The sequence below is a fragment of the Streptomyces pratensis genome (genome assembly GCF_037137275.1).
GTDB classification, from domain to species: Bacteria; Actinomycetota; Actinomycetes; order Streptomycetales; family Streptomycetaceae; genus Streptomyces; species Streptomyces pratensis_B.
Genome location: NZ_JBBBEN010000077.1, coordinates 1 through 21,127 on the forward strand (window position 1 = coordinate 1; position 21,127 = coordinate 21,127).

Here is a 21,127-nt window from a genome sequence, read left to right on the forward strand (position 1 = left end):
CACGTCCGACGGCGCGATCGACAGTTCGAGGGAGTCCACCAGCACCTTGCGCAGCCGGGCCTTTACCGCCTCTGTCTCCTCCATGTTCCTCTTCCCTTCCTCGGTGTCGCGGCGACTCAGAGGTATCCCATCTCACGGAGTCGGCTGCTCGTGTAGTCGTCTTCGTCCGCGGTGTCCCCGGCCGGTTCGGCGTCAGGGGCCGTCGCGTCGCGGGCCGTCACCCGGGGGTCGGAGGCGGGGACCGGGAGGTCCTCGGTGAAGATCCCCGTACGGGGGCTCCCGTCGATGTCCGAGGGCCAGGAGGCGCCCAGGTCCATCAGCAGGGTGGGCAGGGCGTCCACGAGCGGCATCGTGCCTCCGGCGCGTCCCGGGCGCACCCGGGGCGAGCGCTGCGCCCAGATCCCCTGGTGGCGGTGGAGGCCCGTCTGCGCGCTGGGGGCCCACAGCGCGCCGGCGAGGTCGGTGACCGGCAGGACGGACTCGTCCGCGGGCACCATGAGCAGGTCGGGGGCCCGGCCGCGCTGCTGCCCCGGATAGGCCTCCGCGCTCGGCAGGACGGCCTGGAACACCGGTTCGCCGGCCGGCCCCTTGAGGCCGCACAGGAGGTCGACGACCTCGGCCGTGACACGGTCCCGGTCCCTCGGGGCGACCTTGCCCCTGGCCTGCCTCGCCCGGAGGTTGATGTTGAGCCCGTAACTTCCGGGGACCGGCATGTAGACCGCGGTGCGGGCGAAGTCGACGCGCCGGCCCCCGCCGGCGAACCAGCTGGCCTCGTCGGCCGCGGGCCCGTCGCCCGGCTCGGTCGCGAGCAGGCCGGCCTCCTCCAGCAGCTGGTGGACGGCGAGGGCGTGTGTGCCCTGCCCGAGACCGTGGTCGGAGACGAGCGTGACCACCGTGTCCTCGTCCACCAGGGAGAGCAGTTCGCCGACCGCGGTGTCGATGGCCTGGTAGGCCCGGGTGTTGGCCCGGTCCCAGCCGGAGCCGGCGGGGGCCTTCTCGTGGCGCGGGTGCGTCGTGTCCTCGTAGTGCCAGTAGTGGTGCCCGACGCGGTCCGCCTCGGTGAGGACCACCATGACCACGTCGGTGGGCCGGGTCGTCATGAGGTGGCGCACCGAACGGACCCGGGCCTCGACATTGCGTTCGGCCTGCTCCAGGTAGCCCATGTCACCGCGGAACATGGTGGCGAGATCGGACTGGAAGTGGGCCTTGGCCGCTGCCAGTTCGCGAAGCAGCGAGTCGGGGCGGCAGTGCCGCAGCGTGCGTTCGAGCGGCCAGGTGATCTGGTAGCCGGGCAGGTCGGCCGGCGGATGGGACATCGGGATGTTCACCAGCCCGAGGGTGTACTCCTGCGCCGCCAGCCAGTCCCAGGCGCCCGTGCGCCCCAGGTCTCCGGCCCGGGTCAACCGCGCCCTGTAGGAAGGGTCCTGGGTGTCGTAGAACTGGTAGATGCCGTGGTTGCCGGGGTGGCCCGCGGTGACGAAGGTGCTCCACCCCGGAGCGGTGTGCGCCGGCCAGGTGCAGGTCGTCCTGCTACTGGCCGAGGATCGCAGCAGGCGGTCGATGTTGGGCAGCAGCCCACGGGCCGCCAGGGGGTCGATGACATCGAATGTCCCCCCGTCTATACCGATGACGAGGGCGTGCGGCGAAGGTGGCATCAGTCGTCTCCAACTGTGGACAACACCTGCATCAGTAAGCGGCGGCAAGAGGGCCGTCGGTGATTTTGCCGACCGTAACACCGAACGGATGCCTCCCTCCATGGCACCATCAATAGGGATCTTGGGACTGTCCAAAAGGTGCGCCGCGCCACCGCGGCGCCCGCATACCCCTCCCCCTGATCGCCCTTGCCGGAAGCCCCAGCCCAGAGGCGCTTTCACCACCGCTCCCCCTGCGCCGAAATATCAGCCAGGAGCTCTGCGGCATGGCTGAAATATTTCGCTTCCTCGGCCGCGGCCCCTCTCCGGCCCCCTTGATCTTGGGCGTCCCATGCGATCAAGGAGGCAGTGTTGACTTGGCTCCCTCCGGTAGTGGAGCCTCAAGTGGCAAGCCGTACGAGAGTGCCCTTGGCATAAGTCTGTCCTTTTCTCGTCCGGCTCCTCTCATTTCCGGTGACGCCCCATGATTCCTCCCTTCGGGAACGGACGAGGAAATGCGAAGGGCAGCGCACGTTTCGCCCTGCTGATGGAGAGGCCGACCTTCGATGTCTCCGCCTGCGCCCACCCCCCCGGCCCTGGCCGTGGTGGTCCCCACCCGGGGCGACCACGAGCAACTGCGGCTCACTCTCGCCTGCCTCGCAGCCCAGACCGACCCACCGCCCCACGAGGTCGTCGTGGTCGACGACAACGACCTCGGCGGCGAGGACTCCCGCGCCCTGGCCGCCGTGCTGGAGGAGGTGCGCGGGCTCCTGCCGGTACGCTCGGTGACCGGCCCCGGACGCGGACGCGCCGCGGCGCGCAACACCGGGGCGGCGGCCGCGGGCGCGTCCTGGATCGTCTTCCTGGACGCCGACGTGGTGGTGGGGCCCGGTTTCCTGCGCGCGTACGGCGAGGCGGCCCGGCCGGGCCGCTTCCTGCACGGCACGATGCGTGAACTCCCGGCCGCCAGGCGGCTGCTGGGCCGACTGCGGGACGCGCCGCTCGCCGAGGTCCAGGCGAGTGGAGCCGCACTGCACACCGCCCCCTGCGAGGGCGCGGACCGCGGCCCCGCGCGGCGCACGATGACCAACGCGCTGGAGCGCGCGATCGAGTCGATGGCCCGGGGCGCACTGCCGGACGTCGCTCCGTGGCTGGGCCTGGTGGGCGCCAACTCGGCGGTGGAGAAGGAGTCCTGGCACCGGGCAGGGGGCTTCGAGGAGAGCTTCGGCCGGGTGTGGGGTTGCGAGGACCTCGAATTCGGTCTCCGGCTCCACGAGACGGGCCTGCGGCGCCACCTCGTGCCGCGCGCCCTGGGCATCCACCTCAGCCACGTCCGGCGCGACCGGTGGGAACAGCACCGCGTGAACATGGACCGCTTCACGGCTCTGCACCCCCGGCCGTCCGTCCGCGCGCTGCCCGCCCTGCTCGGCGCCGACGGCAGCCCCGAGCGGTATGTGGCGGCCGTCCTGGCCTACGCCCCGGCGCCCGGACGCGGGGACACGCCGTGAGCGCGGCGGCCGGCGCCGGCGGACACGTCGTCATCTCCCCGCACCCCGACGACGCGGTCTGGTCCCTCGGGGGGAGGCTGGTGCGCTGGGTCGCCCATGGCGTCCCGGTCACCGTCGTCACCGTCTTCGACGGCGGGGCGGTCCCGGGTGTGCGGAGCGACGGCGTCCCTCCCGGTGCGGCAGGGAGCGGAGGCCCGCGGGCCGATGACGCGCGAGCGGACGGCCCGACGACGGACGGTGCGCGGCACGCCCGGGAGGCGGTCGACGCCCGGGCGCCCGGCCGCGCGCACGACCGGGACGGCTGGCGCTCGATCGCTCAACCCGACCTCCGGCGCCGTGAGGACCGGGCCGCGCTCACGCTCCTCGGCGCCGCGCACGTCTCCCTCGGCTTCACCGACGCCGCCCTGCGCGCGTCGGGCGGTCGCTACCGGTACAGCTCCGCGCCCCGCGTCCGCGGCCCCCGGCACGCCGACGACGCACCCCTCGCGGTCGAGTTGAGCGCGGCGCTGCACTCCTGTTGCCCGCCCGGCGTCCGCGTGCACGGGCCGTTGGCGGCGGGCCGCCACGTGGACCATGTGCTCGTCAGGGAGGCCGTGGAGCGGCTGGGGCGGCCGGACACGGCGTGGTACGAGGACTTTCCCTACCCCTTGCGCCACCGCGACCACGCGGGCATGGCAGCGGACTACACGCCGCTCACGCCGATGGAGATAGACGCCTGGCTGGCCGGCGCGGCGGTGTACGCGAGCCAGGCGCAAGCGCTCTTCGACGGTACAGACAGGCTGCGCGAGGCCCTCCTCGCCCGGGTCAGGGCCCATGGCGCGGCAGCACAGCTCCCCGGTGCCGAGCGCTTCTGGCTGCGCTCGGCACACGTCGCGACGGACGCCGGCCCCCGGCCGCCGGGCGAACCGCTGCCTCCACCGGACGACCGGAACACCCCCGCGCCCCTCGGACGACCGTGAAAGGAACCCACCGTGCCTCCTCACACTCCGCTGCCGCTGATCGGCAACGACCTCGTCATCAACGAGGACTCGTGCAACCTGAGCTGCACCTACTGCCTCACGGGGCAGAGCAACCTCAAAGAGGGCCACTCGCTGCAGCTCATCTTCGACCCGCCCAAACGTGACGACTACGGGCCGGCCACGGAGCTGGGCAAGCGCATCAACACGGTGGCCGACCAGATCAACGGCCGCTTCGACCTGCCGCTGTTGAAGGTCACCGGCGGGGAGATCTTCCTGGTCCGCGGCATCATGGACTTCCTGGAGGAGCAGTCCCGGCACTACGAGGTGCTGGTCATCCAGACCAACGGCGTCCTGGTCACGGACGAGCATCTGGAGCGGATGCGCTCCTGGGGCAACGTGGTGCTCCAGATCTCGCTGGACAGCCACCTCTACCCGGGCAACAGCTACCGCGTGCAGTCCGAGTCGCTGCACGGAAAGGTGCTGCGCTCGATCGTCCGGGCGCTCGATTCCGGCCTCCCGGTGGAGATCTACGGCGTGCTCAACGACCGCAGCGTGGCCGAGCTGACCCAGTTCGCCGGATGGCTCAACGCGTTCGAGCACCCGCCGACGTTCTTCCCGTTCCCCGTGCGCGGCCCCGACTCCGACAACTTCAAGATACGTCCCGAGCAGGTCAGCCACATCGAGGAACTGGTCGGCCGCTACGACGAGTTCGCCGGCATCCTGCCGCCACGCCCGTACTTCGACCGACTGCTGAGCTTCTACCGCGAGGGCAAGCGGACCTTCCGCTGCCATCTGCCCCGGCTGGTCGTCTCCAGTTTCAGCGACGGCGTCATCACCCCCTGCCCCAACATCTGGTTCTCCGACATGGGCAACATGCTGGGCGACGAGGCCGGACAGGTCCTGGACAAGCTCGGCAGCAGCGGGCTCTACCAGGCGCTGCTCGCCCCGAAGCCGAGGCTGAGCGCCTGCCACGGCTGCTTCACTCCCTGGGACACGCTCTCGATGTACTTCGAGGACGAGATCACTCTGGACGAGCTGTGCGCCGCGCCGACCTACGCCCCGCCGCGCATCCGCGGCATGATCGAGAAGGCCAAGACCGACTACCTGGCGGGCGCCGGTGCCTGAGGTCACCGCGTCCCCCGGCACACTCCTCGACGCCGTCCACCGCCTCGACCCCGGGCGTCCGGCCCTGGAGGGGCTGACACGCGGCGAGCTGACGTCGAGGGCGCAGGCGGTCGCCGAGGCCGTACGGGCTCACGAGGCCGTCGGGGAGGCGGTGGTCCTGCGGATGCCGAACGGCCCCGACTGGGTCGTCGCCTTCCTCGGGCTGCTCGCGGGCGGCTGCCTGCCGCTTCCCGTGGCCCCGGACACCCCCGGCCCCGAAGTGCGGAGGCTGCTCGAACTCGCCGGCGGCGGAAGGGTGCTGGTCTGCCCGGAGCGGCGCGGCGAGGACATCGCGCTCACCGGTTCGCCGGGGGCGCGCGTCGACGGCGGACCGGCGGTCCTGCTGCCCACCTCCGGCTCGACCGGCTCACCCAAGCTCGTACGGCGCGACGAGGCGAGCTGGCTGTCGGAGGCCCGGCGCTACCGCGACGGAGTCGGCGTCACGGAAGAGGACACCGTCGTCCTGCCCGTGCCCCTCTCCCACGCGTACGCGCTCGGCTGGCTGTGCGGCGGGCTCCTGTCGGGCGCCACCCTGCGTCCCGTGCCGCCCACGGCCCTCGGACAGACGGCGCGGGAGCTGGCCGACGGCGCCACCGTGATCGCGCTGGTGCCCGCCACCGCCCGTCTCCTGGCCACCCGGCAGCAGCTGCGCGCCCGGCGCGCGGGCCCGGACTCCCCTGGACCGGCCCCGCGTCTGCGGATCGCCATGGTCGGCGCCGGTCCGGTCGACGCCTCGCTGGACGCCCTGTTCACCGAGGCCTACGGGATCGGTGTGGCCCGCAACTACGGCTCCACCGAGCTGGGATCGGTCTTCGCCGGCCCCGCGGGCCTTCCTCCTCTGTGTGTTGGCGCGCCCCTGCCCGGCGTCGAGCACCGGTTGGTGGACCCGACCACGCAGGAGCCCGCGCCGCAGGGCCCCGGAGCGCTCCAGATCCGTACCGATGCGGTGCCCGACTGGCACGACACGGGCGACCTCGCGGTGCCCGACGAGGGCTCGCTGCGGATTCTCGGCCGCGAGGGCACCGCCGTGCGCCGGGGCGGGCGCTGGGTCGCCCCCTTGGAGATCGAGGCGGTCTTCCGCGCCCACGAGGCCGTGCGCGAGGTGCGGGTCACCGGCAGGCCCCGGGCCCACCGGGGCGAGGACGGGATCGCGGCCGAGGTGGTGGTCGCGCCGGGAGGGCCCGACGAGACGGAGCTGCGCGCCCACGCGGCCCGGCATCTCGCGCCGTACAAGGTCCCGGACGCCATCGTGCTGCGCACCGCCCTGCCGAGGACCGCGAGCGGGAAGACGGCGGCCGCGGCCCGGTACCGGCTCACACCCCGCGCGATCGAAGCGGCCCGCGCGTACAAGGCGTCGGAACTGCTCTTCGCCCTGCACGAGCTGGGCGCTCTCACCGCCTTGGCCGAAGGGGCCGCCCTGGGTCCGCTCAGCGCGGAACTCGGCTGCGACGCACGGGCCCTGGAGGTCCTGCTGGACACGGCGGCCTCGCTGGGCCTGCTGTCCACCGCCGCGGAGCCCCAGGACGCCGCCCGTGTCCCGCTCGCCGAGCTGACCGCCTTCGTGCGTCTGGAGGAGCGGCTCTCCCGCGACCTGGTGACCCGGGAGGCGCTCGCCGCCGTCGCGCGCTCCGGGCAGGCCCGTCGGCCCTTCGAGCGCCGGGTCGAGGACGCGGACCACGCGGAGCTGGTCTCGGTGTACCAGGGGGCCATGAACGGCCCCTCGGCCGTGGCCCGTGCCTCCCTCGGCCTGCGCCTGCTGCGTCCGCGCCCCGGCGCCCGGCTGGTCGAGGTGACCGCGGGGCCGGGCCGCTATCTCGACCGGTTGTTGGCGAAGGACCCGGCGGCGGGCGGCCATCTGTGGCAGGTGGGCCGTCTCAGCGGTCCGGCGGCCGACCGGGTACAGGACGCCGTCGCCGCCGGCCGGGTGAGCACGGGCCCCGGGCTGCCGGTGGGCCGGGCCGACTTGTGCGTGGTCTCCAACGCCGTGCACGACCCCGCGTCGGGCGCGTTGCTGTCCACCGTGCTGGCCGCCCTGAGGCCGGGGGGCCTGCTGCTGGTGGACGACGTGTTCCTCCCGTCCGGCAGGCCGGACGCCGAGGGCGGCGGGCCCGCGGCCGGCGGCGAGCTGGCGCTGGACTGGCTCACCCACGGCGGCACCGCCTGGAGCACCGTCGAGGCTCTCACCACCGGCCTGGCCGAGGCGGGCGCCGACGTCGTGCGCCACCTGCCGTTCGCACCCTCCCCCTGTCATCTCGTCATCGCGAAGGAGGCCGACTGATGGGCGAACTCTCCGCCCGCATCGCGGAAAACATGGGCCAGCGCGGCCGGGTCGTCGTGGTCTCCGGAGCTTCCGGGGACATCGGCAGCGTGTGCGCCCGCCAACTGGCCGAGCTGGGCGCCACGGTGGTGGCGGGTTACCACCGGCGCGAGGAGAAGGCACAGAAGCTCGCCGTCGAGGTCGAGGCGGCCGGCGGGACCCTCGTGCCCGTGCGGGCGGACCTGTCGGCACCGGACGGGCCCGCCCAGCTGGTGCGCGCGGCCGTCGAGCGCTTCGGCCGCGTCGACGGTCTGGTCGCCGCGGCCGGGCTGCGCACCCGGCGGCTGGCGATGGCCACCGACGCGGCGGCGCTGGACGAACTCCTCCAGGTCAACCTCGCGGGGACCATCAACCTCGCCAAGGCCTGCCTGCGCCCGATGATGCGCGCCAAGTACGGCCGGATCGTCCTCTTCGGCTCCCGGGCGGGCACCAGCGGCCTGCCGGGCCACGCCGCCTACGCCGCCACCAAGGGCGCCCTGCAGCCCTGGGCGGCCTCCCTCGCCGGTGAGGTGGGCGGGCACGGCATCACCGTCAACGTCATCGCGCCGGGTGCGATCCGGGCGGAGGTCATGGACTTCTCCCCCGAGGAACGCGACCTGGTCATGAAGTTCATCGGCGCGGGCCGGCTGGGCGAGCCGGAGGAGGTCGCGGCAGCGGTCTCCTTCCTCCTCTCGCCCGCGGCCTCGTACGTCAGCGGCAACACCCTCGTGGTGGACGGCGGTGCGCGCTTTTGAGGCCCGGCGCGTCGGGTGCGCCGCCCCTGCGCATCGCGATCCTGGGGGCCGGCTGGGTGTCGCGCACCGTGTGGCGGCCCCTGCTGGAGGCGCACCCCGCCTTCGAGGTGGCCGCGATCGTGGACACCGACCGGGCGGCGGCCCGGGAGGCGGCGGCCGGGCTCCGGGGGGTCCCCGCCCTGTCCCGGAGAGCGGAGCTGGCAAATCTGGAGCTGGACGCCGCGGTGATCGCGCTCCCCAACCACCTGCACGTGCCCGCCGCCTGCGAGCTGCTGGGCAGGGGCGTGCCGGTGTTCGTCGAGAAGCCGGTGTGCCGCACCCTCGCCGAGGCACGGACCCTGGCCGCCGCCGCCCTGGAGGGCGGGACGGTCCACGCCTGGAGCGCCGCCCGGCACCGCGGTGACGTCCGGGCACTGGCGGGGCTGCTGCCGCGACTCGGCGAGGTGCGGGCCCTCGGCCTGAACTGGACTCGGGCGTCGGGGGTGCCGCAGCTCGACGGCTGGTTCGTCGACCCCGACCTGGCCGGCGGCGGCTCCCTGCTCGACCTGGGCTGGCATCTGCTGGACGTGGGGCTCGACCTGCTGGGCTGGCCGCAGGTGACCCGGGCGCTGGGCACCCTGTCGCTCGACTGGATGGGCCGTGCGGAGGCGACCTCCGACTGGCGTGTCCGGGCCGATGCCGCCGGGCCCGGCGCGGTGCGCGCCGCGCTCGTGGAGGACACAGCGCGCGGCTTCCTGCTCACCGACACGGGGGTGGCCGTCTCCCTGGAGTCGCGCTGGGCCTCGCACCACGCCCTGGACAGCACCACGTTCACCGTCGAGGGGACCGAGGGAGTCGCGGTGCTGCGCTGCACCTTCGGCTTCAGCCCGCACCGGGCGGAACGCTCCTCGCTGACCCTGCTGCGCCACGGCGAGGAGACCGGGGTACCGCTGCCGGAGGAGCCCGTCGGCGTCGAGTACGAACGTCAGGTCGCCGAACTGGCGGCGCGTCTCACCGGCGGTCGTGACGGCGGCGCCGCGGACGGCGCCGGCTCGCTGGCCGAGATCACCTCGCTGGCCTCGTGCGTCGATCGCCTGTACGAGGCGGCCCGCGACCCCGGGCCCGCCCCCACCCTGGAAACCACCCACCCCCGGCTCCGGAGCCGCTAATGGAATCCGCGTACTTCACCCATGTCTGGGGACGGCAGAACGTCACCGTCCGCGAACGCTACGAGCAGTTGTGGCAGGAGGTCGAGGCCGCCGACCGGCTGGGCTTCGACTACGCCTTCTCCGTGGAGCACCACTGCACCCCGCACGAGAGCTGGATGCCCTCCCCGGCGGTGTTCTGCACCGGTGCGGCCCTGCGCACGGAGCGCATCCGGGTCGGCCCCATGGGCTGGGTGCCGCCGCTGCGGCACCCGCTGCACGTGGTCGAGGAGGTCGCCACCCTGGACCAGCTCCTCGGCGGGCGGCTGGAGGTGGGGCTGGCCTCTGGCGTCAGCGAGGAGCCCTTCCTTCCCTTCGGGGCCGACTTCGCGGGCCGCAAGGTGCTGAACCGGGAGTGCGCGGACCTGCTGCGTACCGCCCTGACCGCCGAGGGCCCCTTCGACTTCGACGGCCCCGTCCACCGGCTCACGAACGTGGAACTGTCGTTCGGGGCCCATCAGCGGCCGCATCCACCGCTGTGGATTCCCACGACGGACCGCAACACACTGCGCTATCTGGCCCGCACCGGGGGACACACCTCCTCGACGATGATCGTGCCGCGCGCGGCCATGGGCCTCGTGTACCGCCACTACATCGACTGGTGGCGCGAGGAGGGGCAGCCGGGCCTGCCCCGCATCGGTTACTGGAGCCTGGTGCACGTCGCGGAGACGGACGCCGAGGCGGAGGCGCGCGCGGCCGAGCAGGTGACCGACACCTTCGTGAACACCCTGCGCTACGGCTCGGTGAAGAGGTCGGGCACTCCGGCCGCCCCCGCGAGCCGGCTGAGCACGCCCGACATCCTGGCCGGCAGCGGCGACTTCCGGTTCCTGATGGACCAGAACCTGGTGTTCGTCGGCTCCCCGCGCACCGTGGCCGAGCGCATCAAGGCGGCCGCGTCCGAGGGCCTCTTCAACACCGTCCTCGGCGAGTTCACCTTCGGCGACATCGCGGGCGCGGAGTCCATCGCCTCGATGGAGTTGTTCTCCCGCGAAGTGATGCCCCTGCTGGCCGACTTCACCCCCTACCAGCCCGAGCGGACGGACGAGTCCCCCGTCGCCGTCTCCTGAACGACAGGAATACGCGTTCCATGACTGCACCGGAGAGTGTTCTCATCGGCTTCTCGGGCGGCGACGACGACGCCGGCCGTGCCCTCGCCCGGCGTCTGGCCGACGCCGTGATCGAGCGCGGCGGCCGGGCCGCCGTGCTCAGCGGTGACGCGGTGCCGGAGGTCGCACGGACGGCCGCCCCTCCCCCGGAGGGCCGGACCGCCCTCGCCGTGGAGGTGACGGGCGGGCCCCGGGCGGACGAGCCGCTGGTGGCCGGCGCCGCGGAGCCGGACCCGCTGGGCAGGTTGCTGGGCGAGCTGGAGCGGCACGGGCTGCCGGGGGGCGCCCCCTCGGCGCCCTACAGCGCGGAGGAACAGAACGAGGTCGCCCGTCGCCTCGAAGCCCTCGGGTACATCGACTGAAAGCAGAGGACTCCGTGATGGTGACGTCCCTCGGCGGCACGGCCCGTGATGCCCCCGCCCCGGGCCCGGCCCCCCTCGACGACCTCGTGCGGCGGCTGCGCCAGGTGCCCGACCGGCATCGCCGGTTCGCGGTCACCGCGGCCGGGGTGCGCCGGCTGTACCGCATTCGCCCCGAGCTGCTGGACGAGCTGATCGGCGCGGGGCTGCCGTACGTCGGGGAGGGCGCCGACCGGCTGTACGACGGGTACGACCTCGGCAACGCGGCCCTGCACCTCGGACTCGTCTCGGTGCAGAGCCGCTCCATGCGCTCCTGGTCCAAGGCGCTGCAGTCGGCGGCCGCGCACAAGCCGCGCTACCGCGTCGAGGTCGTCTCCTCCTGCCCGGTGCCCGGGCACCGGGGGCCGTGCCCGTACTCGGTCCTGCTGCCGGACGGCGCCCGGCTCGTCCAGGGGCCCGCGGCCGATGCCCGCCTCGCCGCGTTCGAGGTGTCCCCCTTCTCGGGGTGGCCCGCCCTGCCCGACGCCGTGCGGGCCCTGTTGCGCGAGGTGGACGGGATCGGGTTCTTCCTGCTGCCGGAAGCGGTGCGCTGGGACCCGGAGTTCATGTGGCGCACCCGGATGGCGGACTGCGGGGGCGCTGCCGCGTGGCTGGTCGCGGAGGGCGCCCGCAGAGGGCTGGCGGTCCGGTTCTCCTTCGGGCTGCTGGTGGCCAGGCCGTACTCCACTCCGCACTGCTGGGCAGAGTTCCTGGTCGACGGGGTGTGGGTGCCGGTCGACCCCCTGCTGGTGCGGGCGCTGAACCAGTGGGGCGGGCTGGACGCGGACGCTTTCCCGCCCGACGGCCGGCCCGGGGCGCTCTTCCACCGGCTGACGGACCGTTTCACCAAAGTCGTCAGCCACGGCGGGGTCTGGGCCCACGCGTCCCTGCCCACCGAGCCCGCGGACTGAGGGGTCGTCTCCACGTCCGCGGGGCGGGAGCATCCATTTTCGGCCTTCCTGGTGAGTCGGTTGTGGCGCGGCTCCAGCCGCCCGGAACACGCCCTAGGGTGGTCCATGTCCCTGGAGCCCCATAGGCCCCACCGCTCCTTCGACGACGAGAGGACGGGCATGACACCGCAGCAACTGGCGGACCACGCCTTGGAGTTGCCCGGCACCACGGACGACGAGGCCTTCGGGCCCGGCGCCACGGTGTTCAAGGTCGAGGGCAAGGTCTTCGCGATTCTCCAGGACCCGACGCCGGAGCAGCCGGCGCAGGTCACTCTCAAGTGTGAGCCGAACCTGGCCCTGCACCTGCGGGACGAGTACCCGGCGGTGGGCCCCGGCTACCACGTCGACAAGCGCCACTGGAACACGGTCGTCCTCGACTCCTCCGTTCCCGCGTCCACCGTGCGGGAGATGGTGGACCACTCCTGGGACCGCGTGGTCTCGGGTATGAGGAAGGCCGATCGCGAGCGGCTGACACTCCAGCGCGGCTGAGGCGGTCGCGACCCGCCGACCCTCTCTCCCCGCACCATCGCACCCCCTAAGAGAAAGAGCACCACTCATGGCAGTTCCCCGGCTGACCCTGTTCGCGATCGTGTCGAAGAACATGGCCGAGTCCCTGGCGTTCTACCGCCGGCTCGGGCTCGACATCCCGGCCGACGCCGACTCCGCCCCGCACGTCGAGACGGTGCTGCCCGGCGGCATCAAGCTCGCCTGGGACAGCGTCGAGACCGTCCGCAGCTACGACCCCGACTGGAGCGCCCCCACCGGCGGCCACCGCTCCGCCGTGGCCTTCGAGTACCCGGACCCCGAGGCCGTCGACACCGCGTACGCGGAGCTGGTCGACGCCGGCTACGTCGGCCACATCAAGCCGTGGGACGCGGTCTGGGGCCAGCGCTACGCGATCGTCCTCGACCCGGACGGCATCGCGGTGGACCTCTACGCCGCTCTGCCCGCCTGAGGACTGTCCGATGACGCCGCGCGGGACAGCGGGCGGTGTCGCCCGCGGTGACTGGCAAGGCGCCCGCACGTCTCCGCGCGGGCGGGCGACGCCCGGCGCGGCGCCTCATGGGATGGCCGGCAATCCCTCCCGGCTCCGTCGGAAAGGATCGCCAGCCCCCGGCCCCCTGCCGGGGTTCCTCCCCGTCGCGGTGCAAGGCGACTCACCGAAGGGGCCGAGCCGTTGTCGTACCTCGGGATCGACATAGGCGGGACCAAGACGGCGCTGCTCATGGAGCGGCCCGGCGCCCGCCCGGCGTACATCCGGTTCGACTGGCCCGCGGGAGCGGACGCCGACGCGGACCTGGCCGCTCTCGCCGGGGCCGTCTCCCGTCTCACGGGCGCGGGCGGCCCCCGCACCGTGCGGGCCGTGGGCATCGCGCTGCCGGCCACCGTCCAGGACGGGGTGATGGTCGCCTGGCCCTCCCGCCCCTCCTGGGCGGGGGTGCGGGTCGGCGCCCTCCTGGAGCGGGCGCTGCCGGGCGTCCCGGTCGCCCACGGGGACGACGGCTCGCTGGCCGCCCTCGCAGAGGCCGCCGCGACCGGGGCGCGGGATCTCGCGTACCTGGGCGTGGGCACCGGCGTCGGCGGCGGCCTGGTGCTCGGGGGCGCGTTGCACAGCGGACCGCGTGGCGGGGCCGCCGAGATCGGCCACATGGTGGTCGACCCCGGCGGCCCCGTCTGTGTGTGCGGCCGGGTCGGCTGCCTCCAGGCGGTCGCGTCGGGCACGGCGACCCTGACGCGGGCCGCGGCCCTGCTCGGGGCGCCGGTCTCCCCGGAGGCCTTTGGCGCGGGCCTCGGCCAGGACCGCCCATGGGCCACGGAGGCTCTGCGGCCGACCGTCGCGGCCCTGTCGGTCGCGGTGATCAACCTGGGCGAGCTGGTGCAGTGCGCCGAGGTCAGGATCGGCGGCGGCTTCGGTCACGGGGTGCCGGGACTGGTGGCCGCGGTGCGCGAGGGGTCCCGGCGGCTGGCCCGGCCGGGCGCCCCTGCCCCGGCCGTGCGCAGGGCGGCCGCCGGGGCGCGCGCCTCCCTGCGCGGGGCGCTCCTGCTGGCCCGCGCCACGGCCCCGGGGCCGAGGGCCGGGTCCGCCGGCTGAGCGGACGGAGCGCTCGTCGGGGCCCTGCGGCTCAGCCGGGCAACCGGCCTCCGCCGGGGAGGCCCAGCAGCTCGCGCAGGGCGGGAGCGACGTCGTACAGCGACAGGCCGTCGGCCGGGCCCGGGGCGAGGCCGGGGTGGCTCAGCAGGAAGATCCCGGTGTCCCCGTGGTTGGCGTGGTCGGGGCCGGTGTCGTTCTCCGTGGTGTAGAGGCCCTGTCCCATCCCGAGGGTGGCCAGCGCGCGCCAGCGGAGATTGCCCACGTAGACCAGCAGGTCGGGGGCGATCCCGTTGACTTCCGGGTAGAGCTGGTCCGGACGCATGGCCCGGGTGCCCATCGGCTGCCCGGCGTCGTCGTCCATGCCCTCCAGGGCACGGACGATCTTGTCGAGTGTGCTCTCGTACTCCTTGGCCGGCACGGTGCCCTGGGGTTCGCGGCCCTCCACGTTGAGGAAGACGCGTCCGTAGTAGCCGCCCTCCGCCCAGGCCGTGGTCCGCTTCCAGTCGACCTCGGCCTTGGCCATCGGCGTCGGGCCGGCGGGCTCCTTGGCGAGGACCAGCAGGCCTTCTCGGATCAGCCACTCGTTGATGAACAGTCCGCCGACCATGGGCTGGGCCCCGTGGTCGGACACGACCATGACCGAGGTGTCCTCTGGAAGGCATTCCAGGAACTCGCCGATGTGCCGGTCCAGGGACCGGTAGTAGTCGCGGAAGAGGTTCTCGTACGGATTGCCGGGCTCGTGGCGCGGGTGGGAGGGATCGCAGTACTTCCAGAAGCCGTGGTGGAGCCGGTCGGGCCCCATGTCGACGAAGGAGAAGAAGTCCCACTCCTGGCTGGTGGCCAGGTGCCGGGCCACCTGGAAGCGCTGCTCGCTCAGGTCGAAGATCTGCTGAGAGACCCGGTCGAGTTCGGGTGAGCGGAAGTTCTCCACGTCGAGCAGGTATCCGCCGGTCAGCTTCTCCAGGTCGTCGCGCAGACCGGGTGGAGAGGTGTACTGGGCGCGGGTGGACGGCGCCAGGAAACAGGAGACCATGGCGCCGCGGATCGGTGTGGTCGGGTAGGTGCCGGGGACACCGAGCACCACGCTCTCGCGGCCGGCGGCCGACATCTCGTCCCAGATCCGGGGCGCCTTGATGCTGTGCGACGTCGCGAAGGCGAGCGGCCCGTAGTCGTGGGCCGCCCGGTCGCGGAAGCCGTACACGCCCAGCTCCCCCGGGGTCCGGCCGGACATCATGCACGACCAGGCGGGCATGGTGATGGGCGGATCGACGCTGCGCATCGGGCCCCACAGCGAACGCTGACGCAGGGCGCTGAGGACGGGCATGTCCTCGGCGAAGCGGTCGAAGAGGAGCTGGGGGGTGGCCGAATCCAATCCGATCACGGCGACCCTGCCGGCGTGTGGCATCTGGTTCTCCCTCGGTCGTAGGGGGCCGGACGGTCAGGAGGCGGTGACGAGCCGGGTGAGCGCGCCCGCGGCCAGTCGGTAGCCGAGTGCCCCCATCCCCATGACCACGCCCGCGGCGAGCGGTGCGGTGACGGACGTGTGGCGGAACCCCTCGCGGGCCCAGACGTTGGAGAGGTGCACCTCGATCCAGGGCGGCGCGTAGTCGGCCAGCGCGTCCCGCAGCCCCCAGCCGGCGATCATCAGGGCGCCGGGGTTGACGATCGCGCCGAGCGCGTCGCCGTGGTCCTGGAGCAGGTCGATGAGTTCGCCCTCCCCGTTGCGCTGCTCGGACACCACCTTCCAGCCCCGCGCGGAGATCTCGTCGGCCACCATCTCCTCGATCTGCGCGAGGGTGGTGGTGCCGTAGATCTCCGGCTGCCGAGTGCCGAGCGTGCCGAGATTCGGTCCGTTGAGCAACAGCACATGGCTCATTACCGGCCCCCGCCCACCACGCCGAGGACGAGATCGCCGTCCAGCCCCAGCGGCCGTACCCCTATCGAGGCCAGCACGGTCGGGGCCACGTCCACCATGTCCACGGGGGCGTCGCCGTCGGGGGCAGGCGCGCCCCGGCGGTAGAACAGGGCGTTGTCGCGGGTATGGGTGCCGGTCAGCATGGCGTCGGCCCGTACGACCCCGTGCCCTCCCCAGGCGCCGCGCAACTGCACGCCCTCGGCCGGCAGGACCAGCAGATCGGGGGCCTGGGGCAGCAGGGGCCCCTCGTACAGGGCGTCGGCGCGCAGCACCTGCGAGACCAGGAGCGGACCGTCCACGTCGGAGCCCGCCCGCGTCCCGTCCGAGCGCAGTCGCAGGAGTTCGTCGGCGATCTCCGCCGCCATGTCCTTCGCCTCCGCGTCGGAGAGCCGGCCGCCGGGGAAGCGACTCTCGCGGTGGAGGTAGATGCGGGCCGGGTCCAGCGCGAAGGCGGCGCTGCGGGAGTCGAGGTCGGTGAGCTTCTTCGTGGAGTCGAGGTCGGCCAGGTAACCGGACTCCCGCAGCCAGGTGTTGACGTAGCACTGCCGGTCGGCCGGGCCGAATCCGTGGTCGCTGACCAGGAACAGTTCGTCGTCCGGGCGCAGCAGGGCCACGAGTCGGCCCACACACGCGTCGACCAGGCCGTAGAAGTCCCGTACGGCCTGGTGCAGGGGGTCCTCGGGGTCGGCCACGGCTCGCCACAGGAAGTGGTGCACGCGGTCGGTCTCGGTGAAGACCGCGACTCCCAGCTCCCAGAGCTCATGGGCGAGAAGGTGCTCCAAGGCGTCGGTCCGGGCGCGCAGGGCCCGGATCGCGCGGTTGAGAAACCCCTCCGGGTCGGCGACCACGTCGCCCACCTCGACGTCGAGTTCGTAACCGAAACGGCGGAGTTCGGGCAGGACCCGGGCGGGGGTGACCGCCTGTTCGAAGTTGGGCGCGACGAATCCCGCGACCAGGACGCTGTCCATGGCGACGGCGGGGTAGGTGCCCGGCACGTTGACGCACACCGTCCGCCGTCCCGCCGCCGCGGCCAGCGCCCAGAGGGCGGGCTCGCGCAGGTGCAGCAGGTTGGGGAAGTGCACGCGGTAACCCTCGCCGGGGACCAGGTCGGTGAAGCCGAAGATCCCGTGGCGGGCCGGATTGGTGCCGGTGAGGAAAGTGGCCCAGGAGGTGGAGCTGATCTCCGGTACGGGGGCCCGTAGTTCTGCGCAGACGCCCTCGGCCAGCAGGCCCGCGACATGGGGCAGCACCCCTTCGGCGGCGAGCTGGGTGAGCAGAGTGCGGGGCATACCGTCGAGCCCGATGATCAGGGCGCGCTCTGCCATGTGTCCCGTCTCCTCTCGTCAGGATATGGGGGTGTCGGCGGGGGCCATGCGCTGGCCGACGTAGTCGGCGAGGAGGTCGAGGTCGTCGATCAGTCTGATCGACAGATCCTCGTCGGCGATCTCCACGCCGAATTCGCTCTCCACCCAGATGAGGAACTCGATGGTGTTGATGGAGTCCAGCCCCAACGCCTCCACGAGTCCCCGGTCGGGCACGTCCGACGGCGCGATCGACAGTTCGAGGGAGTCCACCAGCACCTTGCGCAGCCGGGCCTTGACCTCATCCACAGTGCAACGTCCTTTCACGGGGCCGAGCGAGCCGGGAGGGCGACGTGATCCCTGGCGACAGGGGGTGTGTGCGGCGCCGGGCGCCGGTGACGGCAAGGGTCCGCACCATGGGGAAGATCGCCGGAAAAGAGAGTGAGCGGGTGTCACATGACAGGACTCGAACATCATCTTGTTGCCAACGCCGATTCACAGTAAGCCACATGAGTGCGCCCCGGGAATGCCCTTCTGGCCATTTGCCGAAGAACGTGCCCGGAAAACGGAAGCCGACAGCCGGGCCCCGCCCCCGTATTCCGGTGCGTCGTCGCACGTCTGGCGGCTGCGGGAACTCACCGCTAACGTGCTTCCCCTCGGCAAGCGGGACTCAGCGCGGTGTTGACGTGCTTCGCGGAGGCTTGCTAGATCTGGAACCAAAGGCGGCGTGCGACATTCCCAGCCGCCGTTCTCCCTCAGGACCGCGCGCCGCAGCTCAGACCGCCGGGTCTCCACGTCGAGCACCACCCCCGGCCGGTCCTCGGTGACCCCGCCGGCTGCGGACCCCCGTCACCGCGACCGGAACGAACGCACGCCTTCCCCGAGCGGCCGGCCCCCTCCCGCCAACGACCGAGAGGCACGTCCATGTCATCCAACCGGGTCGATGAGGTTCTGACGTTCCCCGCGTGGCCGCAACACGGACCGGAGGAACGCGCGGGGCTGCTGCGGGCTCTGGAGCAAGAGGGCTGGTGGCGCAACGGCGGCAGTGAGGTCGACTCCTTCGAGGAGGAGTTCGCCGCTCTGCACGGAGCGCCGCGGGCGCTCGCGACCACCAACGGGACGCACGCCCTGGAGCTGGCCCTGTCGGTGCTGGGCGTCGGGCCGGGCGACGAGGTCCTCGTCCCCGCCTTCACGTTCATCTCCTGCTCGCTCGCCGTGCAGCGCACCGGCGCCGTGCCCGTCCCCGTCGACGTGCGGCCGGACACCTACTGCCTCGACGTCGACGCGGCCGCGCGCGCGGTGACTCCGCGCACGAAGGTCGTCATGCCCGTGCACCTGGCCGGGCAGTTCGCGGACATGGACGCCTTGGCGGAGTTGAGTGCGGCCACCGGCGTGACCGTCCTGCAGGACGCGGCGCACGCGCATGCCGCGCGTTGGCGCGGGCGGCGGGTGGGCGAGTTCGGCTCGATCGCGGCCTTCAGCTTCCAGAACGGCAAGCTGATGACGGCGGGCGAGGGCGGGGCCCTGCTGCTGCCGGACGAGGAGAGCTACCAGGAGGCCTATCTGCGCCACGGTTGCGGCCGACCGCCGAAGGACCGGCTCTACGAGCACCGTACACAGGGCTCCAACTACCGCATGAACGAGTTCTCGGCCGCGGTGCTGCGCGCACAGCTGACCCGGCTGGAGGAGCAGGTCGCCGTGCGGGAGGAGCGCTCACGCCATCTCATGGCGGCCCTGGCGCGCATCCCCGGCGTGGTCCCGCAGGGCCGGGACGAGCGCGGTGACGTCAAGTCTCACTACATGGCCATGGTGCGGCTGCCCGGCACGACGGCGGAGCGCCGTCTGGCGCTGGTGGACAGGCTGATGTCGCACGGCGTCCCGGCGTTCGTCGCCTTCCCCCCGGTCTACCGCACCAGTGGTTTCTGGGAGGGCCCGCACACCGGAGGCGTCGACGACCTCGCCAAGCGCTGCCCGGTGGCAGAGGAGATCGGCGCCGACTGCCTGTGGCTGCACCACCGGGTCCTGCTGGCCGACACCCCGGTCCTGGACCGGCTGGCCGAGGTGTTCGCCTCCGCGCTCCTCGCCCGCTGAGCCCCGGGCGGGGCGAGGCCCTCTCCCCACCCGCCGCTCCCCTCTTTCCCCTCCCCGACTCGCCCGACGCTGGAACACGCGGCGGCCTCCTGTAAGGAAGCGTGAGCACATGACGGCGCATCACGGGTATCGCACGGTGGTCCTCGATCTGGACGGCGTGCTCATCAACAGCTTCCAGGTGATGCGCCAGGCGTTCGCCCTCGCGTATCACGAGGTGGTGGGCGAGGGCGAACCTCCCTTCGAGGAGTACCGCACCCACCAGGGCCGCTACTTCCCCGACATCATGCGCCTGATGGGGCTCCCCCTCTCGATGGAGAAGCCCTTCGTCGAGGCGAGCCGGAGTCTGATCACGGAGGTGAAGGTGTACGAGGGCGTCCCGTCGGTGCTGGAACGGCTGCGCGCGTCGGGGATCGGTACGGCCATCGCCACCGGGAAGTCCGGCGGGCGGGCGCGTGAGGTGCTCGACGTGGTGGGTCTGCTGCCGCTGCTCGACGCCGTCGTCGGCAGCGACGAGGTGCCCCGCCCCAAACCCGCCCCCGACATCGTCCTGGAGGGCCTGCGCCAACTGGACGCGGGGCCCGAGAGCGCGGTGATGGTGGGCGACGCGGTCATCGACCTCCAGGCGGGCCGCGCCGCGGGCACGGCCACGGCGGCGGCCCTGTGGGGCGAGACCACCGCGGGGCCGCTGCGCGAGGAGCGGCCCGACCACGTACTGCACGAGCCGCTGGAGCTGCTCTCCGTCGTTCTCGACGAGGCCGCCCGGTGAGCGCCCCGGCGGCGGGGCCGCGCCGCAGTGTCCTCGCGCCGCAGGGCGCCCGTCTGGAGCTGGCCGGGCTCAGCGGGGCGCAGGCGTGGCGGACCGTGGCCGAGACGGCCGAGCTGGCGCGGGCCTCCGGATACGACACGCTGTGGCTGGAGGACCGCACGGACACCGCGCCGCGTCGTGAGCTGCAACCGGTGATCGAGGGGTGGACCGCTCTCGGCGCGCTGGCGGCGACCGTCGCCGACATCGGGCTCGGCCTCCTCAGCGCCCTGCCGCCGCACCGCGATGCCGTCGTCCTCGCCAAGCAGGCGGCCTCGGTCGACACCGTGTCCGGCGGGCGGTTCCAGCTCGGGCTGCCCACCGCCGACCATCTCGCCGAACACGTCGCGGCGGGGAGAGCCGTGCTGGGCGCCGGCGCCGCACCGGCGCTCGCCGAGACTGTCCAGGCCCTGCGGACGCTGTGGTCCGGCGTTCCCGCCGTGCTCGACGGTGATGCGGTGAAACTCGCGGGGGCACACGCGGTGCCCGCCCCCGCCCAGTCCCCGCTGCCTCTGGCGGTGCGCGCGGACGCGGCGCGCCCGGACGCGGCCGCCCTGCTGCCGGAGGCCGTGGTGCGCGCCTGCTCGTCCGTCCAGTGGCAGGGCGAGCCGGAGGAAGTGGGCCGCGCCGTGCGGGAGTTCGGTCGGCGCCGGGAGTCCTTACGACTGGACCCCGCGGGCGTGCGGCACGCCCTGTTCGCGGAGTGCCGCGTCTTCGACGACCGGCTCGGGCTGGAGCGCTGGCTGTCGGACCCGCACGTGGTGGTGTTCTGGAGCCACCACCCCGACCTGCTGGCCCGGCGCAGCCTGTACGGGACCGTGGAGGGGGTCGTCGGACGCGCCGGGCGCTACACCGCGAGCGGCATCGAGGAGTTCGTCCTCTGGTTCCGCGACTATCCCGCGACCACGAGCCTGCGCCGCTTCGCCGAGGAGATCGCGCCCCGGGTGCCCACGGCCCAGCCCGCGGAGGTGTGAG

The 21,127-nt window shown here is 73.2% G+C and carries 20 protein-coding genes; 15 read left to right on the forward strand and 5 right to left on the reverse strand.

All coding sequences use genetic code 11. The features are described 5' to 3' along the window. Window positions 1-116 precede the first annotated feature (116 nt). Window positions 117-1,655: an alkaline phosphatase family protein gene (locus V9U70_RS09120; protein ID WP_336673982.1), complete on the reverse strand. Its 1,539-nt coding sequence runs from the start codon at window positions 1,653-1,655 to the stop codon at window positions 117-119. A 542-nt stretch (window positions 1,656-2,197) separates the two neighbouring features. Here V9U70_RS09120 and V9U70_RS09125 point away from each other — a divergent pair. The 12 genes from V9U70_RS09125 to V9U70_RS09180 all read left to right on the forward strand — a co-directional run bounded on the left by V9U70_RS09125 (window position 2,198) and on the right by V9U70_RS09180 (window position 14,043). Beyond that, window positions 2,198-3,139: a glycosyltransferase family 2 protein gene (locus tag V9U70_RS09125; RefSeq protein WP_336673983.1), complete on the forward strand. Its 942-nt coding sequence runs from the start codon at window positions 2,198-2,200 to the stop codon at window positions 3,137-3,139. Then, on the forward strand, window positions 3,136-4,098 hold the full coding sequence (locus V9U70_RS09130; RefSeq protein WP_336673984.1) for a PIG-L deacetylase family protein: 963 nt from the start codon (window positions 3,136-3,138) through the stop codon (window positions 4,096-4,098). The genes V9U70_RS09125 and V9U70_RS09130 overlap by 4 nt, the downstream gene beginning before the upstream one ends. 12 nt (window positions 4,099-4,110) lie before the next feature. Beyond that, a complete protein-coding gene (locus V9U70_RS09135) occupies window positions 4,111-5,223 on the forward strand; it encodes a radical SAM protein (RefSeq protein WP_336673985.1) in 1,113 nt (370 codons plus the stop codon). Next, window positions 5,216-7,540: an AMP-binding protein gene (locus tag V9U70_RS09140; protein ID WP_336673986.1), complete on the forward strand. Its 2,325-nt coding sequence runs from the start codon at window positions 5,216-5,218 to the stop codon at window positions 7,538-7,540. The genes V9U70_RS09135 and V9U70_RS09140 overlap by 8 nt, the downstream gene beginning before the upstream one ends. Then, window positions 7,540-8,313 (forward strand): SDR family NAD(P)-dependent oxidoreductase, encoded by a 774-nt coding sequence (locus V9U70_RS09145; protein WP_336673987.1) that lies wholly within the window; start codon window positions 7,540-7,542, stop codon window positions 8,311-8,313. The genes V9U70_RS09140 and V9U70_RS09145 overlap by 1 nt, the downstream gene beginning before the upstream one ends. Further along, a complete protein-coding gene (locus tag V9U70_RS09150; protein WP_336673988.1) occupies window positions 8,310-9,461 on the forward strand; it encodes a Gfo/Idh/MocA family protein in 1,152 nt (383 codons plus the stop codon). The genes V9U70_RS09145 and V9U70_RS09150 overlap by 4 nt, the downstream gene beginning before the upstream one ends. Further along, the gene (locus V9U70_RS09155) at window positions 9,461-10,564 is read left to right on the forward strand and encodes an LLM class flavin-dependent oxidoreductase (RefSeq protein WP_336673989.1); all 1,104 of its coding nucleotides are present in this window, start codon (window positions 9,461-9,463) and stop codon (window positions 10,562-10,564) included. Before V9U70_RS09150 ends, V9U70_RS09155 begins: the two co-directional genes overlap by 1 nt. Before the next feature lie 20 nt (window positions 10,565-10,584). Then, window positions 10,585-10,965, forward strand: coding sequence for a hypothetical protein (locus tag V9U70_RS09160; RefSeq protein ID WP_336673990.1), 381 nt, complete (start codon window positions 10,585-10,587; stop codon window positions 10,963-10,965). A gap of 17 nt (window positions 10,966-10,982) precedes the next feature. After that, on the forward strand, window positions 10,983-11,912 hold the full coding sequence (locus V9U70_RS09165) for a transglutaminase domain-containing protein (protein ID WP_336673991.1): 930 nt from the start codon (window positions 10,983-10,985) through the stop codon (window positions 11,910-11,912). Between the two features lie 105 nt (window positions 11,913-12,017). Then, a complete protein-coding gene (locus V9U70_RS09170; RefSeq protein ID WP_336673992.1) occupies window positions 12,018-12,440 on the forward strand; it encodes an MmcQ/YjbR family DNA-binding protein in 423 nt (140 codons plus the stop codon). Window positions 12,441-12,507: 67 nt separating this feature from the next. Next, a complete protein-coding gene (locus V9U70_RS09175; RefSeq protein WP_336673993.1) occupies window positions 12,508-12,906 on the forward strand; it encodes a VOC family protein in 399 nt (132 codons plus the stop codon). 222 nt (window positions 12,907-13,128) lie between these two features. Next, window positions 13,129-14,043, forward strand: coding sequence for an ROK family protein (locus V9U70_RS09180; protein ID WP_336673994.1), 915 nt, complete (start codon window positions 13,129-13,131; stop codon window positions 14,041-14,043). Between the two features lie 31 nt (window positions 14,044-14,074). Here the strand turns inward: V9U70_RS09180 and V9U70_RS09185 are convergent, their stop codons facing one another. The 4 genes from V9U70_RS09185 to V9U70_RS09200 are packed head-to-tail and all read right to left on the reverse strand — an operon-like array spanning window position 14,075 to window position 17,568. Further along, window positions 14,075-15,448, reverse strand: coding sequence for an alkaline phosphatase family protein (locus V9U70_RS09185; protein WP_336673995.1), 1,374 nt, complete (start codon window positions 15,446-15,448; stop codon window positions 14,075-14,077). A gap of 33 nt (window positions 15,449-15,481) precedes the next feature. Continuing rightward, window positions 15,482-15,919, reverse strand: coding sequence for a type II 3-dehydroquinate dehydratase (locus V9U70_RS09190; protein ID WP_336673996.1), 438 nt, complete (start codon window positions 15,917-15,919; stop codon window positions 15,482-15,484). Beyond that, window positions 15,919-17,283, reverse strand: coding sequence for an alkaline phosphatase family protein (locus tag V9U70_RS09195; RefSeq protein ID WP_336673997.1), 1,365 nt, complete (start codon window positions 17,281-17,283; stop codon window positions 15,919-15,921). Before V9U70_RS09195 ends, V9U70_RS09190 begins: the two co-directional genes overlap by 1 nt. Window positions 17,284-17,301: 18 nt before the next feature. Then, window positions 17,302-17,568, reverse strand: a complete 267-nt coding sequence (locus V9U70_RS09200) for a phosphopantetheine-binding protein (protein WP_336673998.1) — start codon at window positions 17,566-17,568, stop codon at window positions 17,302-17,304. Between the two features lie 615 nt (window positions 17,569-18,183). On the opposite strand from V9U70_RS09200, the gene V9U70_RS09205 reads away from it, so the two are divergent. The 3 genes from V9U70_RS09205 to V9U70_RS09215 all read left to right on the forward strand — a co-directional run bounded on the left by V9U70_RS09205 (window position 18,184) and on the right by V9U70_RS09215 (window position 21,126). Beyond that, entirely contained in the window at window positions 18,184-19,350 is a 1,167-nt protein-coding gene (locus tag V9U70_RS09205; RefSeq protein ID WP_336673999.1) for an aminotransferase class I/II-fold pyridoxal phosphate-dependent enzyme, read from the forward strand. A 109-nt stretch (window positions 19,351-19,459) separates the two neighbouring features. Beyond that, window positions 19,460-20,116, forward strand: coding sequence for an HAD-IA family hydrolase (locus tag V9U70_RS09210; protein WP_336674000.1), 657 nt, complete (start codon window positions 19,460-19,462; stop codon window positions 20,114-20,116). Next, window positions 20,113-21,126, forward strand: a complete 1,014-nt coding sequence (locus V9U70_RS09215) for an LLM class flavin-dependent oxidoreductase (RefSeq protein WP_336674001.1) — start codon at window positions 20,113-20,115, stop codon at window positions 21,124-21,126. Before V9U70_RS09210 ends, V9U70_RS09215 begins: the two co-directional genes overlap by 4 nt. Window position 21,127 lies beyond the last annotated feature (1 nt).

Excerpts from the sequence above, each read along its gene's own strand:
- V9U70_RS09120 (WP_336673982.1), bottom strand. The coding sequence starts at position 1,655 with ATGCCACCTTCGCCGCACGCCCTCGTCATCGGTATAGACGGGGGGACA.
- V9U70_RS09125 (WP_336673983.1), top strand. The coding sequence starts at position 2,198 with ATGTCTCCGCCTGCGCCCACCCCCCCGGCCCTGGCCGTGGTGGTCCCC.
- V9U70_RS09145 (WP_336673987.1), top strand. The coding sequence starts at position 7,540 with ATGGGCGAACTCTCCGCCCGCATCGCGGAAAACATGGGCCAGCGCGGC.
- V9U70_RS09155 (WP_336673989.1), top strand. The coding sequence starts at position 9,461 with ATGGAATCCGCGTACTTCACCCATGTCTGGGGACGGCAGAACGTCACC.
- V9U70_RS09160 (WP_336673990.1), top strand. The coding sequence starts at position 10,585 with ATGACTGCACCGGAGAGTGTTCTCATCGGCTTCTCGGGCGGCGACGAC.
- V9U70_RS09165 (WP_336673991.1), top strand. The coding sequence starts at position 10,983 with ATGGTGACGTCCCTCGGCGGCACGGCCCGTGATGCCCCCGCCCCGGGC.
- V9U70_RS09170 (WP_336673992.1), top strand. The coding sequence starts at position 12,018 with ATGTCCCTGGAGCCCCATAGGCCCCACCGCTCCTTCGACGACGAGAGG.
- V9U70_RS09175 (WP_336673993.1), top strand. The coding sequence starts at position 12,508 with ATGGCAGTTCCCCGGCTGACCCTGTTCGCGATCGTGTCGAAGAACATG.
- V9U70_RS09185 (WP_336673995.1), bottom strand. The coding sequence starts at position 15,448 with ATGCCACACGCCGGCAGGGTCGCCGTGATCGGATTGGATTCGGCCACC.
- V9U70_RS09190 (WP_336673996.1), bottom strand. The coding sequence starts at position 15,919 with ATGAGCCATGTGCTGTTGCTCAACGGACCGAATCTCGGCACGCTCGGC.
- V9U70_RS09195 (WP_336673997.1), bottom strand. The coding sequence starts at position 17,283 with ATGGCAGAGCGCGCCCTGATCATCGGGCTCGACGGTATGCCCCGCACT.
- V9U70_RS09205 (WP_336673999.1), top strand. The coding sequence starts at position 18,184 with ATGTCATCCAACCGGGTCGATGAGGTTCTGACGTTCCCCGCGTGGCCG.
- V9U70_RS09210 (WP_336674000.1), top strand. The coding sequence starts at position 19,460 with ATGACGGCGCATCACGGGTATCGCACGGTGGTCCTCGATCTGGACGGC.